Origin of the sequence: uncultured Tenacibaculum sp. (genome assembly GCF_947498805.1) — a bacterium.
Lineage (GTDB): Bacteria > Bacteroidota > Bacteroidia > Flavobacteriales > Flavobacteriaceae > Polaribacter.
Window position 1 is genome coordinate 382,249 of the sequence record NZ_CANMLT010000003.1, and the last position, 14,836, is coordinate 397,084.

Consider the following 14,836-nt stretch of genomic DNA (forward strand, 5'->3'; position numbering starts at 1 on the left):
TTTTTTAAGATCCACACATTAAACAGTCATCTGGACCAGCGTTTTTAGAGGCCTCTACCATTGCTTTAAATTCCTCTTCGCTCATTGGCTTATCTTCATCTTTCTTTTCTACATCTAATGTAAACTGTTTTGCATTTACAGCAGATTTCGTACGTAAGTAATACATTCCTGTTTTTAATCCTGATTTCCAAGCGTAGAAATGCATTGATGTTAGTTTACCATAGTCTGGATCTTTCATAAATAAATTCAACGATTGAGATTGATCGATAAAATATCCTCTATGGCGAGCCATATCAATAATATCTTTCATACTCATTTCCCAAACCGTTTTATATAAATCTTTTAAATCTTGTGGAATTGATTCAATATGTTGTATTGATCCGTTTGCACGCATAATATCTTCTTTCATATTGTTATCCCATAAACCAAGCTCTACTAAGTCTTCTAATAAGTGTTTATTTACAACGATAAACTCTCCTGACAATACTCTACGAGTATAAATATTAGAAGTATATGGTTCAAAAGCTTCATTATTTCCTAAGATTTGAGATGTTGATGCTGTAGGCATTGGAGCTACTAATAAAGAGTTACGAACTCCATGTTTCTTCACATCTTTACGTAATTTCTTCCAATCCCAACGACCACTCAATTCTTCATCTTTAACTCCCCACATATTGTGTTGGAATTCTCCTTGAGACATTGGAGATCCTTCATAAGTAGAATATGCTCCTTTTGCTTTTGCTACTTCCATAGAAGACGTTACTGATGCAAAGTATAAAGTTTCAAAAATCTCTTGATTTAATTTCTTCGCTTCATCTCCTGTAAACGGCATACGTAACATGATAAACGCATCTGCTAATCCTTGAATTCCTAATCCTACCGGACGGTGACGCATGTTAGAATTTTCTGCCTCTACTACTGGGTAGTAGTTACGATCAATTACAGTATCTAGGTTTCTAATTACTTTTTTAGTTACCTCAAATAATTTATTGTGATCGAAAAATTTGTTTCCGTTTTCATCTTCTGCAACAAACATTGGTATTGCAATTGAAGCTAAGTTACATACCGCTACCTCATCTTCAGCAGTATATTCCATAATCTCAGTACACAAGTTTGAAGAACGAATAGTTCCTAAATTCTTTTGGTTTGATTTACGGTTTGCAGCATCTTTATATAACATGTACGGAGTACCTGTTTCAATTTGAGATTCTAGTATTTTCTCCCATAAATCTCTTGCTTTGATAGTCTTTCTGCCTTTCCCTGCTTGCTCGTATCCTGTATATAAACGCTCAAACTCTTCTCCGTAAGTATCATATAAGTGCGGACACTCATGTGGACACATTAACGTCCAACTTCCATCTTCCTGAACACGCTTCATAAATAAATCAGAAATCCACATTGCATAGAATAAATCACGTGCACGCATTTCTTCTTTACCATGGTTCTTCTTTAAATCTAAAAATTCAAAAATATCTGCATGCCAAGGTTCTAAATACATAGCAAAAGATCCTTTACGCTTTCCTCCTCCTTGATCTACATAACGAGCAGTATCATTAAATACACGTAACATTGGTACAATTCCATTTGAAGTACCATTGGTTCCTGCTATATAACTACCTGTAGCACGGATGTTATGAATAGATAAACCTATTCCTCCTGCAGATTGAGATATTTTAGCTGTTTGCTTTAATGTATCATAAATACCATCAATACTATCATCTTGCATTTGTAATAAGAAACAAGATGACATTTGTGGTTTTGGAGTACCTGCATTAAATAATGTTGGTGTAGCGTGTGTAAAGTACTTTTTACTCATTAACTCGTATGTAGCAATAGCTTCATCAATATCCTCCTTATGAATTCCTATAGATACACGCATTAACATTTGCTGAGGTCTTTCAGAAATTTGTCCGTTCAATTTTAATAAATAAGAACGTTCTAATGTTTTAAACCCAAAGTAATCATAGTTAAAATCACGGCTATAGATAATTGTAGAGTCTAATTTCTCTGCATTATCCATAATGATTTTATACACGTCATCTGCTAATAATGGCGCTTTATTTCCAGTACGAGGGTTGATATATTCATACAAATCAGTCATTGTTTCAGAGAATGACTTCTTTGTGTTTTTATGTAAGTTAGATACGGCAATTCTTGCTGCTAATTTAGCATAATCAGGATGTGCTGTAGTCATAGTAGCTGCTACCTCAGCGGCTAAGTTATCTAATTCAGAAGTAGTTACCCCATCATACAATCCTTCAATAACTCTCATTGCTACTTTTACTGGGTCAACAATTTTGTTTAACCCATAACACATTTTTCTTACTCGAGCTGTAATCTTGTCGAACATTACTGGCTCCTTTCTGCCATCTCTTTTTACTACATACATATACTTTTGTTTTCTTTTGAGTTAGTTAATAAAATTCTACTCCAAAGCTATATAAGCTTTAGTTTAGGGGATATTATTTTAATAATTTGTTTAGGTTAAATAACTAGTTTAACCGAGTTATACCGCGTGTAGGGGATTGCAGTTTTTATTTAGAAATCAGCATCAAAACTAATGCTTCCTGTTCCTCCAGATTTCACACCTGCTTTTTGGTATTCTGATACTCTTTTTTCGAAGAAATTAGTTTTCCCCTCTAAAGAAATCATTTCCATAAAGTCAAACGGATTTGTAGCGTTGTAAACTTTTTCACAACCAAATTCTACCAATAATCTGTCAGTTACAAACTCTAAATACTGTGTCATTAACTTTGCATTCATACCTATTAAACTAACAGGTAAAGATTCTGTGATAAATTCACGTTCTATATCTAAAGCTGAAATAATGATTTCAGATATTCTTTCTTTTGAAACTTTATTTACTAAGTGATTATTGTGTAAATGAACTGCAAAATCACAGTGCATACCTTCATCACGAGAAATTAATTCATTAGAGAAAGTTAATCCTGGTAATAAACCACGTTTCTTTAACCAGAAAATTGAACAGAATGAACCTGAAAAGAAAATACCTTCTACTGCAGCAAAAGCAATTAAACGCTCTGCAAAAGAATCAGAATCTATCCATTTTAAAGCCCAATCAGCTTTTTTCTTGATTGCTGGAAACACTTCAATAGCTTTAAAAAGACGATCTTTTTCTTCTTCATTCTTAATATAAGTATCTATTAATAATGAATATGTTTCTGAGTGAATGTTTTCCATCATGATTTGAAAACCATAGAAAAACTTTGCCTCAGAATATTGAACTTCATTTACAAAATTTTCCGCTAAATTTTCATTTACAATACCATCAGATGCAGCAAAAAAAGCTAAGATGTGTTTAATGAAATAACGTTCATCATCTGTTAATTTGGTATTCCAATCATTTAAATCAGAGTGTAGGTCGATTTCCTCAGCAGTCCAAAAACATGCTTGTTGCTTTTTATACCATTCCCATAAATCATTATGTTGGATTGGAAATATTACGAATCGATCTTTGTTTTCTTGTAAAATAGGTTCAATAAATGACATCCTTTTAAGAGCTAAATTTTAGAGTTATTTTTTCAAAAAGGGGATAAAACAAAGATTGGAATTTTTGCTAAATTTTGAAAGTCATACTTATTCACAAATCCCATGAAGTTTTTAACAAATTGGACTTTTTTAACAAAAACCTCCTCAAAAACACAAAAACATAAATAATTGTTTTTCAATATTTTAAAAACTTAAAAATAGCTTACGTAGTGATATTCACTGGGATTCTAATTTTGGTTTAAAACCAAAAAAAAGTGGAGAAAAACCTCTCCACTTTTAACTATCAATATTCGTTTCTATTTTTCTACTTTTAAAACCTCAGCAATTATTTGCTCTATTTGATTTTTAGGTAGTGCTCCATTAGCCATTTGAGGATCTTCTCCAATTGGGCAAAATAACATAGAAGGTATACTTCTTATACCAAAAGCAGCAGAAAGTTCTTGCTCTGCTTCTGTGTCTATTTTATAAATATTAACCTTCCCTTCATATTCCTTTCCTAATTGTTCTAAAACTGGAGCTAACGTTTTACAAGGACCACACCAATCAGCATAAAAATCAATTATTGCAGGTATTTTCCCTTCAAATTTCCATTCTTTATTCTCTTCATAATTGAAAACTTTTTCAAAAAAGCTTTCTTTTGTTAAATTTTCTGTCATATTACATTATCTAATTACTGTAAAGGTAGTCGTTTTTCTTTCAAAAAATTACAGTTGTACTTTTAATTGTTAAAATCATCTTAAAATGTAATGCTTGGTAGTTTTTTTCTTCTAATTTTGAAAGTATTAACTAATCATTAATATCTACGATGAGAAAAATTATCCTTCCCTTTCTTGCCGCTGGAACTATACTAGTGGCGTGTAAAGAAAATCAACAATCTAAAAGAAATATAGCAGTGAATTATCCAGAAACAACTAAAAACCCTGTTGTAGACGAATACTTCGGAACCAAAGTTACCGATAACTACCGTTGGTTAGAAGATGATCGAAGCCCAGAAACAGAGTCATGGGTAAAGGCTGAAAATGAAGTTACCTTTGATTATCTAAGTAAAATACCATATCGCGAACAATTAAAAGATCGTTTATCTGAATTATGGAATTACGAAAAAGTAGGAACTCCTTTTAAAGAAGGTGACTATACTTATTTTTATAAAAATGATGGTTTACAAAATCAATATGTACTATATAGAAAAGGTACTGATGGAAAAGAAGAAGTTTTCTTAGATCCAAATACTTTTTCTGAAGATGGTACTACTTCATTAGGTTCTGTAAACTTTTCTAAAAGTGGTAATATTGTAGCTTACGCCATCTCTGAAGGAGGAAGCGATTGGAGAAAAATTATCGTTATGGACGCCAAAAATAAAGAAATTATTGGTGACACATTAGTTGACGTGAAATTCTCCGGAATCGCTTGGAAAGGAGATGAAGGTTTTTATTATTCTAGCTATGACAAACCTAAAGGAAGTGAACTCTCTGCAAAAACAGACCAACACAAACTATATTATCATAAATTAAATACTCCTCAAAACACCGATGCCGTAATTTTTGGAGCAACTCCAGAAGAGAAAAATAGATATGTTGGGGGTTACTTAACAGAAGATGATAAATTCTTAATAATTTCAGCTTCTACCTCAACTTCTGGTAATAAGTTATTTTTAAAAGACTTAACAAAACCGAATAGCAAACTAACAGCAGTAGTTGATAATTATGATAGCGATACTTATGTAATCGACAATCGTAATGACAAATTATATTTGGTAACAAACTTAAATGCTCCTAATAAAAAGATCGTAACTGTTGATGCAAATAATCCAACTCCTGAAAACTGGACTGATTTTATTACTGAAACCGAAAACGTATTATCTCCATCTACAGGTGCAGGATATTTCTTTACAACTTATATGGTTGATGCAGTATCAAAAGTATTGCAATACGATTTTGACGGAAAATTAGTTCGTGAAGTAAAATTACCAGGGGTAGGTTCTGCAAATGGTTTTGGAGGAAAAACAAAAGCAAAAGAGTTGTACTTCTCTTTTACCAATTATAACACTCCAAGTTCATCATATAAATTCAATCCAGAAAACGGAGCTTACGAAACTTATTGGAAACCAGCGATATCATTTAATTCAGATGATTACGAAAGCAAACAAGTTTTTTATACTTCTAAAGATGGTACCAAAGTTCCTATGATTATTACCTATAAAAAAGGATTAGAGTTAAATGGTAAGAACCCAACTATTTTATACGGATATGGAGGATTCAATATTAGTTTAACTCCAAGTTTTAGTATTGCCAATGCAGTTTGGATGGAACAAGGTGGTGTTTACGCGGTTCCTAATTTACGTGGTGGTGGTGAATATGGTAAGAAATGGCACGTAGCAGGAACACAATTACAAAAACAAAATGTGTTTGATGATTTTATTGCAGCGGCTGAATATTTAATAACCAACAAATACACTTCATCAGATTTCTTAGCTATTAGAGGAGGATCAAATGGTGGATTATTAGTTGGTGCTACTATGACCCAACGTCCTGACTTAATGCGTGTGGCTTTACCAGCAGTTGGAGTTTTAGACATGTTACGTTATCATACTTTCACAGCAGGTGCTGGTTGGGCTTATGATTATGGTACTGCTGAACAGAGTAAAGAAATGTTTGAATACTTAAAAGGATATTCTCCAGTACATAATGTAAAAGAAGGGGTTGAATATCCGGCAACTATGGTTACAACAGGAGATCATGATGATCGTGTAGTACCAGCGCATAGTTTTAAATTTGCTGCTGAGCTACAAGAAAAACACAAAGGAGATAACCCAGTATTAATTCGTATTGAAACAAATGCCGGACATGGTGCTGGAACACCTGTTTCTAAAACTATTGAACAATACTCAGATATTTTTGGTTTTACTTTATACAATATGGGGTTTGATGCTTTACCAAATCCACCAAAAACAAAAATTAAGAGTTAAAGTGTAACAAATCTCTACAAAAACACTCTTATTAAAAATAAGAGTGTTAATATCAATCAAATTTATACATACATGAAAACCATTCACAAAGTTTTGTTTACATCGGCAGTAGCTTCTTTAGCTATTGTTTCATGTAAAACAGAACAAAAACCAGAAGAGAAGATTCAAGGAATCGTTCTTGAAAATATGGACACTTCTGTAAAACCTGCAGAAGATTTTTATAATTACGTTAACGGTACTTGGGATAAGAATACCGAAATTCCAGATGATAGAACACGTTGGGGAAGTTTTTCTGAATTAAGAAAAAAGACAGATGCAGATGTTTTAGCAATTCTAGACGAAGCTATTGAACAAGGAAATTTTCCAAAAGTAAAAGATGCTCAAGGAAACGAGATTGATAGTGATCAGCAAAAGGCAGTAAATTACTTTGAAAGTATTATGGATACGGTTACTCGTAACCAACAAGGAGTAAATCCTTTAAAGCCTTATTTAGCTAAAATTGATGAAATTAAAACTAAAAAAGATGTAGAAACCTACTTAATCAATGTAGCTCCTTATGGAGGTGGTGGTTTCTTCGGATTTGGTGTTTTCAACGATTTAAAAAATAGTAATATGAATGCTGGTTATATGGGATCAGCTGGTTTAGGTTTATCTAGAGATTATTACGTTGATGAAGACGCTGATACTAAAGAGAAATTAAAAAAATATGAAACTTTTGTTGCTACCATGTTACAAAAATTCGGTGATGATGAAGCTACAGCAAATAAAAATGCTGCAAACATCGTTGCTTTTGAAACAAGTTTAGCAAAACCAATGATGACAAAAGAGGATCGTAGAGATACTCGTAAGTTATATAACCCTATGACGGTTGCTGAGTTACAAGCTTTAGCTCCTGCAATTGATTGGGATGCACATTTAAAAGGTGTTGGTGTAGCTAATATTGATAAAGTAATTGTAACAGATCCTAATTACTTTAAAGCAATGAACGGAATTTTTGATGAGCGTTCTGTTGATGATATCAAATTATTATTACGTTGGAATGCGATTAATAATGCTGCTGGTTTACTATCTACCGATTTAGAAACTGCAAACTGGGAGTTTTACAGTAAAGATTTAAGAGGAGCTAAGAAGCAACGTCCACGTAGAGAAAGAGCTTTAGCTTCTGTAAATGGATCTATAGGAGAAGCATTAGGAAAATTATATGTTGATGCTAAATTCCCACCAGAAGCAAAGAAAAAAGCTAGAGAAATGATTGACAATGTAATGTTAGGTTTCGAAAAGCGTATTGATGGATTAACTTGGATGAGTGATTCAACTAAACAAAAAGCTTTAGATAAATTACATAAGTTAACCGTAAAAATTGCTTATCCAGATAAATGGAAAGATTACTCTGCTTTACAAGTAAAAGGAGTTAAAAACGGAGGATCTTACTTTGAAAATGCTATTAATGTAACAAAGTGGAACTACGAAAAGAACATGGAGAAATTAGGTAAGCCAGTTGATAGAACAGAGTGGGGAATGTCTCCTCAAACTGTAAACGCTTACTTTAACCCAGTAAACAATGAAATCGTATTCCCAGCAGCTATTTTACAACCTCCTTTCTACAACTATAAAGCAGACGAAGCTGTAAACTATGGTGGTATCGGAGCGGTAATCGGTCATGAAATTTCACATAGTTTTGATGATTCTGGATCTCGTTTTGATGGTGATGGAAACTTAAACAATTGGTGGACTGAAGAAGATTTAACGAAGTTTACAAAAGAAGGAGAAGCTTTAGTAAAACAATTTGATGATGTAGTTGCTATTGATAGTGTACACATTAACGGTAAATTTACCTTAGGAGAAAATATTGGAGATTTAGGTGGTGTAAATGCTGCTTATGAAGGATTACAAATTTTCTTAAATAAAAATGGACGTCCAGCAGATATTGATGGATTTACTCCAGAACAACGATTCTTTTTATCATGGGCAACTGTTTGGCGTACAAAAGCAAGACCAGATGCTTTAAAGAATTTAATTAAAACTGATCCTCATGCTCCAGGAATGTTCCGTGCATACATGCCTCTTAAAAACGTTGATGCTTTCTATGAAGCTTTTGATGTAAAAGAAGGTGATAAGATGTATTTAAAACCTGAAGAAAGAGTGAAAATTTGGTAATACACCTAGTTTTAATAATACAAAAACCGACACATAATGTCGGTTTTTTTTATTTCTAAACACATTTTCCAGCTCTAAATTTATTGTATAAAAAAAACCCGCAACACAAGGGGTTACGAGTTGATAAGGGGTTGTTTTTAAGGGGAAAATATAATAAGGGAATTTATATACTTCTTAAATACAGGGCAAATATATAACCCTTCTTACTTACAACTAATTAACATAGGTTAAGAAATAAAATTTACTCTATTTATTTCATTCCTTATTTTTGCACCTATGCTACAAATAAACAATGTTTCTTTTTCTTATTCGGAAGAAAAAAACACACTTAAAAACATTTCTTTTAATCTTAAAAAAGGAGAACACCTATGTATTATGGGAGAAAGCGGGTGTGGTAAATCAACATTGTTAAAAGTAATTTACGGATTGCTAGATATTGATGATGGAACAATGTTTTGGAACGACATTCAAATCTTAGGTCCTGCCCATCATTTAGTGCCTGGAATGGATTTCTTTAAATATGTTGCTCAAGACTTCGACCTCATGCCCTATATTACTGTGAGTGAAAATATCAAAAAATTTCTTTCTCGTTTTTATCCAAAAGAAGCAGAAGAAAGAACACAAGAGTTATTAGAGGTTATTGAAATGACCGAATTAGCCCATATAAAGGTTAAAAACTTAAGTGGAGGACAGCAACAACGTGTTGCAATTGCTAGAGCATTGGCTAAAGAACCTGAGTTATTATTACTAGACGAACCTTTTAGTCAAATAGATAATTTTAAGAAAAATTCACTACGAAGAAAATTATTCAAATACTTAAAGGAAAAAAACATTGCATGTATTGTTGCTACTCATGATGGTAACGATGCATTGTCTTTTTCAGATAAAATGATTGTTATTCGTAAGCAACAAATACTAGCCTATGATACGCCTTCTGAATTATACAATAATCCAAAAGACACCTACATAGCATCTCTATTTGATGATGTAAACGATGTTGTTATTAATGATAAAAGAGAGCTTCTTTATCCACATCAAATAAAACTTGTTGAAATATCTAATCTTAAAGCAACCGTAACCAACGCTTATTACAAAGGTTATTATTGGTTGATTGAAGTTTTATTTAATGAACAACCTTTGTTTTTTAACCACTCTTCTTTTTTAGACAAAAAAAAGACGGTCTTCCTAAGCATAGAAAAACCGTCTATTAAAAACCAATAATAATTGCTAAAATTATTACTCAACTAATTTGTTAATCTTAACAAAATTTAAAACTCTTTTTACAGTAATAAAACAGGTAGCTCTTTATAAACCCTACCCTTTTAGCAAATATTTTTAATTTTTATTTTGTTTCCGTTAAAAACAACCTCATTACCAACCTGTTTCCCCAATAATTTCTTTCCTATTGGAGATGAAGTCGAAACCGCATAATAGGTTTTATTTTCTTTTTTAAGTTCTCCCACACTAGCGCTTATAAAATAATTGGCAATATTTGTTTCTACAATCGCTCCTAAACAAACAATATCAGCAGTCTTTTCGTAATTAATTTTATATAAGGTTTCTTTCATTTGTTTTGCTACTAAGAATTGCTGACTCACTTTTTCCATCTCTAACTGCAACATAGCTCTTCCTGTTTCGTGTTTATCTCCAGCAGAACTTTTAGTCTCACTCTCCAATGCTTTTTGATTAGAAGCAATCACTGTTTTAACTGTTTCTAATCTCTTGTCTACAAAAGCAATACAATCTTTATATAATTCTTCCTTTAAACTCATAATAAGTCTGCTAATTCTTTACCTACCAAACTTCCAATAGCTACTCCCATTCCTCCTAATCTAACACCGCAAAACACATTGTTCGAAAGTTGTTTTACAATTGCTTTTTTCTGGTTTCCAACACCCATTATACCACTCCATCTATGATCAATTTCGAAGTTTGTATTAGGTAAGATTGTTGTTTTTAACAATTCTTCTAGTTTATTTTGAACTAACAAAGTTTGTCCAAATTCAGAAGTTTCTTCAGTTTTAAAGTCCAAATTCCTTCCTCCTCCAAACAGAATTCTATTGTCTATATTTCTAAAATAGTAGTATCCTTTATCTAAATGAAAAGTTCCTTTAATATGTAAATTATCAATAGGTTTCGTAATCAATACTTGCGCTCTTGCAGGTAGCACATTTTCTTTTAAAAGTTGATTAGCAAAACCATTTGTTGCAATACATAATTTATTGGTCTTAAACGTTACCCTATTTGTTTTAACTAATACCGAATTAGTATTCTCTGTAAAATCTTCAACACTAGTATTGTTTAAAATTCTAATTCCAGCCTTCTGAACTTTCAATAACAATTCTCCAATCATCTTACCGGTATCTATTTGTCCTTCAAACTGATTGGTTATGTAACCTTGATGAATCTTTTCAAACTTAAAAAAGTTATCATCTTCTTTAAAAACTTCCGTTTTAAAAATAGGTTTTAATAAAGTGTTTATCTTTTTTCTTTCACCTAAACATTCATCATAAAAATTAGTATCTAAAAACAGCTCATATCCTTTATTCTCTTGATAATCAATGTTTTTATCTCCTAAGGTTTTTCTTAATAATTGTAATCCTTCCCAACGTTTATTAACTAAATTGAGTACTTCTTCTTCAGTATGTGTTTTTAAATCATCTATTAATTCCGATAAGCTCCCAAAACAAGCAAACCCAGCATTTTTGCTACTTGCTCCTTGCGGTAACATTCCTTTTTCAAGGATTAATATTTTAGCTTTGGGATGTTTTTTTTGAAGTCTTAATGCACAATTTAACCCTACAATCCCGCTTCCAACAATGGTAAAATCAACATTATGAAACCATTCTTTAATTTCCCAATAACTGTAATTCATTTATTTATATTTGTAACTTGGCATGTTCCTTGAATATGCTAAAATTAAACAATAAATATGATTAGAATGAAACTTTTTGGAATCTTACTTTTAACGATAAGCTTTACACAATGTAAAAGCCATAAATTTGAACAAACACCGCCTTTTTCTGTTAAATCAGCAACGTATACACATGTTACTGGAGGAACACCAGGAAATAATACATTAGATTTAATGATTGAATTTACCACTGAAAAGGATGTACAATTTGAAGCGGTTTCTTTTCAAGAAAGAACCATTCAACCTGTTATAGAACAAAAGGGAGGTAAACAATACCTTGCGGCTCGTTTTGACACCTCAACTCCAAATTCGAAAAAGAAATATGACTTAGAGTTACATTCAGATTCGAAAAAAGAATATGGAAATAAACCGAAAGAAGAAGCGATCAACTTAAAAGAGAATGAAGCGATTATTGTTTATAAAGTAAATGGGAAATCTCATTTTTATAAACTCGAAAACATAGAAAAAAAGGAATCGGTTCGTATGCCTTCTGCAAAACCACAATCTAATCAAAAGCACCTTTAAAAGGTGCTTTTTTTATTTTGGCACGCAATTTGAAACTTCATAAGCATAACCATAAAAACAACGCTTATGAAACGTTTAAAATTACTATTTACATTTATACTTACAAGTTTATTACTTACATCATGTGTCGTACAAAACGATATTGTAGATAATCGTATTTCTTTAAATGAATTAGTATCAAGCTACGATTTATGGTACATTGATGTGCATAGAACTACAGGAAATGGAGACATTCCTTTTTTACAAAAAGCTTTTACTATTTCTTTCTTAAATGGGTCGATGTATGCAAACAATAACATCGTTGATATAGGAAAAACTGGTAATGGTTTAGGAATAATTACAGGAAATTTCCGCGGAATTGAGGATATATTAGAAATAAATCATAAATTAGACGGGGCTTACGACTTTAGGGTAGTGCAATTATCTGATAATGAGATCAGATTAGATGACACAAGAAGTAATTTAAGTTATTACTTAATTGGATATCAAAGAAACCAATTTGATTATGACAAATTATTCTACGATAACATTGAATACTTTTTGCAAGAATTTATTGCTTGGGAACGTATAGAGGGTAGTGGAGGAACAGCAAATCCTTTCGATAACGAACATTTTTTACAGTTTACTCCAGAGAATAATACAACATTTTATTCATCTCATGATGCTTTTGGCACAGATATTGATGTAATAAAGTGGGATTTCGTAGGAAGCTACATAATTCAAAACGTTCAGGGTGTTAGTAATTTAAAATATTTAACACTTAATTATGATAACGGAGATACTGAAGAGTTCGATTTAACCGTTCTTAATGATGAAACAATTCAGTTGTTCCATGTAAGTTCTAAAACTACATATAAATTTTTAGGAAAAGGATTTATCCAATACCTAAAAGGAAAAGAAAAGAAAAGCACGTTACCTGCCGTAAGGAATAACAACAGAAAACGTACTAAGATTCAAAGAGAAACAATACTCAAAAGAGTTTAAAGATAAAGTTTGGTTAGTTGATTTTTGATTGGTTATTTATAACCAATTGAAATAAACCGCTCCGCTAGGGGCGGTTTTCTTTTTTTATAAAGTTTATGTTAAGTTATCTTTCTTAGTTTTATTATTTGATTGAATAGCCTACTTTTATAAAAACCTTTTTTTGTATGCATACAACAGCACTTATTACTGGAGCAACCTCAGGTATAGGAAAAGCAACAGCTAAATTATTTGCAAATAATAATATCCACTTAATTCTCTGCGGAAGAAGAGCAGAAAAACTACAACAACTTAAAGACGAATTATCAAAAACAACCAAAGTTACTACTCTACAATTTGATGTTCGATATAAAGAACAAGTTCAGGATGCTATTAATAGTTTACCGGAAAACTTTAAAAACATTGATATTCTTATAAACAATGCTGGTAATGCTCATGGATTAGACAGTATTCAAAATGGAAATATAGATGATTGGGATGCAATGATTGATGGTAATGTGAAAGGCTTGTTATATGTTACCAAAGCAGTACTTCCAGAAATGATTGATAAAAACAGTGGTTTTATTGTTAATATTGGTTCTATTGCAGGAAAAGATGTATACCCTAATGGAAATGTATATTGTGCTTCTAAATTTGCAGTAAATGCTTTAAATAAAGGAATGCGCATAGATTTAAACCAACACAATATTCGTGTGTGCGCTATTCACCCTGGTTTGGTAGAAACCGAATTTTCTGATGTTCGTTTTAAAGGAGACACAGACAGAGCAAAAACAGTATATCAAGGTTATAAAGCGCTACAAGCAGAAGATATTGCAGACATTATCCATTTTGTAGTCACAAGACCTTACCATGTAAATATTGAAGATTTAATTGTTTATCCAACTGCGCAAGCAAGTGCCACAATCGTAAATAAAAATGCCTAATTTTTCTAGAACAATAGCAGGATGTATGACCTGGGGTGTTTGGGGTAAAAACCTAAATACAAATGAAATGATTGATATCATGCAAACATGTATTGAAAATGGTATCACCACATTTGACCATGCCGATATTTATGGAGATTATACCACAGAAGCGGCCTTTGGAAAAGCTTTTAATGCTAGCCAAGTTAAACGTGAAGATGTTCAATTAATTTCTAAATGCGGTATTCAATATATTGGAAACTCAAGAAATAATAGAGTTAAGCATTACAATTATTCTAAAGACTATATTATTTGGAGTGTTGAAGAATCTTTAAAAAACCTTCAAACAGATTATTTGGATTTACTTTTATTACACAGACCAAGTCCTTTAATGCATCCTGATGAGGTATCTGAAGCCGTTTCAACCTTAACATCTCAAGGTAAAATTAAAGATTTTGGTTTGTCTAACTTCACTCCTATTCAAACCGATTTGATTGCTAGTAAAACAGCCATTTCTGTAAATCAAATTGAAGTTTCTTTAACACAATACACTTCTTTGTTTGATGGTAGTTTAACTCATATGCAACTTCATAAAATTCAACCAATGGCTTGGAGTCCGTTAGGCTCCTATTTTAAAGAAGATTCTGAAAAAAATTCGCGAATTAAAAAAGAATTAACTAACTTATCTAAAAAATACAATGCTACTGAAAGTCAGCTATTATTAGCTTGGTTACATCAACATCCATCGCAAATAATTCCTGTTATTGGTACCACTAATAAAAACAGAATTATTGAAGCTGTAAAAGCACAGGAGTTTGTTTTAGAGATCGAAGATTGGTTTGCTTTGTTGGTTGCCAGTCAAGGTCATAAAGTCCCTTAGAT

The 14,836-nt window shown here is 31.9% G+C and carries 12 protein-coding genes; 7 read left to right on the plus strand and 5 right to left on the minus strand.

What is annotated here, in order from left to right; all coding sequences use genetic code 11:
• Positions 1 to 4: 4 nt before the first annotated feature.
• From Q0873_RS07610 to trxA, 3 genes are all read right to left on the minus strand, one after another.
• Positions 5 to 2,389 (minus strand): ribonucleoside-diphosphate reductase subunit alpha, encoded by a 2,385-nt coding sequence (locus Q0873_RS07610; protein ID WP_299105644.1) that lies wholly within the window; start codon positions 2,387 to 2,389, stop codon positions 5 to 7.
• Positions 2,390 to 2,538: 149 nt separating this feature from the next.
• Positions 2,539 to 3,510 carry a ribonucleotide-diphosphate reductase subunit beta gene (locus Q0873_RS07615; RefSeq protein ID WP_299105647.1) on the minus strand — a complete coding sequence of 324 codons (972 nt, stop codon included), beginning with the start codon at positions 3,508 to 3,510 and terminating at the stop codon, positions 2,539 to 2,541.
• A gap of 296 nt (positions 3,511 to 3,806) precedes the next feature.
• Positions 3,807 to 4,166 (minus strand): thioredoxin, encoded by a 360-nt coding sequence (trxA, locus tag Q0873_RS07620; RefSeq protein WP_299105649.1) that lies wholly within the window; start codon positions 4,164 to 4,166, stop codon positions 3,807 to 3,809.
• A gap of 149 nt (positions 4,167 to 4,315) precedes the next feature.
• On the opposite strand from trxA, the gene Q0873_RS07625 reads away from it, so the two are divergent.
• From Q0873_RS07625 to Q0873_RS07635, 3 genes are all read left to right on the plus strand, one after another.
• On the plus strand, positions 4,316 to 6,475 hold the full coding sequence (locus Q0873_RS07625; protein ID WP_299105651.1) for a prolyl oligopeptidase family serine peptidase: 2,160 nt from the start codon (positions 4,316 to 4,318) through the stop codon (positions 6,473 to 6,475).
• A gap of 72 nt (positions 6,476 to 6,547) precedes the next feature.
• Positions 6,548 to 8,632, plus strand: a complete 2,085-nt coding sequence (locus Q0873_RS07630; RefSeq protein ID WP_299105653.1) for a M13 family metallopeptidase — start codon at positions 6,548 to 6,550, stop codon at positions 8,630 to 8,632.
• A 276-nt stretch (positions 8,633 to 8,908) separates the two neighbouring features.
• Positions 8,909 to 9,853 carry an ABC transporter ATP-binding protein gene (locus Q0873_RS07635; protein ID WP_299105655.1) on the plus strand — a complete coding sequence of 315 codons (945 nt, stop codon included), beginning with the start codon at positions 8,909 to 8,911 and terminating at the stop codon, positions 9,851 to 9,853.
• A 101-nt stretch (positions 9,854 to 9,954) separates the two neighbouring features.
• Here Q0873_RS07635 and Q0873_RS07640 read toward each other — a convergent pair whose 3' ends face one another.
• Positions 9,955 to 10,404, minus strand: a complete 450-nt coding sequence (locus Q0873_RS07640) for a 3-oxoacyl-ACP synthase (protein ID WP_299105658.1) — start codon at positions 10,402 to 10,404, stop codon at positions 9,955 to 9,957.
• On the minus strand, positions 10,401 to 11,507 hold the full coding sequence (locus Q0873_RS07645) for an FAD-dependent oxidoreductase (protein WP_299105660.1): 1,107 nt from the start codon (positions 11,505 to 11,507) through the stop codon (positions 10,401 to 10,403). The genes Q0873_RS07640 and Q0873_RS07645 overlap by 4 nt, the downstream gene beginning before the upstream one ends.
• Positions 11,508 to 11,573: 66 nt before the next feature.
• On the opposite strand from Q0873_RS07645, the gene Q0873_RS07650 reads away from it, so the two are divergent.
• From Q0873_RS07650 to Q0873_RS07665, 4 genes are all read left to right on the plus strand, one after another.
• Positions 11,574 to 12,071, plus strand: a complete 498-nt coding sequence (locus Q0873_RS07650; protein WP_299105662.1) for a hypothetical protein — start codon at positions 11,574 to 11,576, stop codon at positions 12,069 to 12,071.
• A 66-nt stretch (positions 12,072 to 12,137) separates the two neighbouring features.
• Entirely contained in the window at positions 12,138 to 13,055 is a 918-nt protein-coding gene (locus Q0873_RS07655) for a hypothetical protein (RefSeq protein ID WP_299105664.1), read from the plus strand.
• 164 nt (positions 13,056 to 13,219) lie between these two features.
• Positions 13,220 to 13,975, plus strand: a complete 756-nt coding sequence (locus Q0873_RS07660; protein ID WP_299105666.1) for an SDR family NAD(P)-dependent oxidoreductase — start codon at positions 13,220 to 13,222, stop codon at positions 13,973 to 13,975.
• Positions 13,968 to 14,834 (plus strand): aldo/keto reductase, encoded by an 867-nt coding sequence (locus Q0873_RS07665; protein ID WP_299105668.1) that lies wholly within the window; start codon positions 13,968 to 13,970, stop codon positions 14,832 to 14,834. Before Q0873_RS07660 ends, Q0873_RS07665 begins: the two co-directional genes overlap by 8 nt.
• Positions 14,835 to 14,836 lie beyond the last annotated feature (2 nt).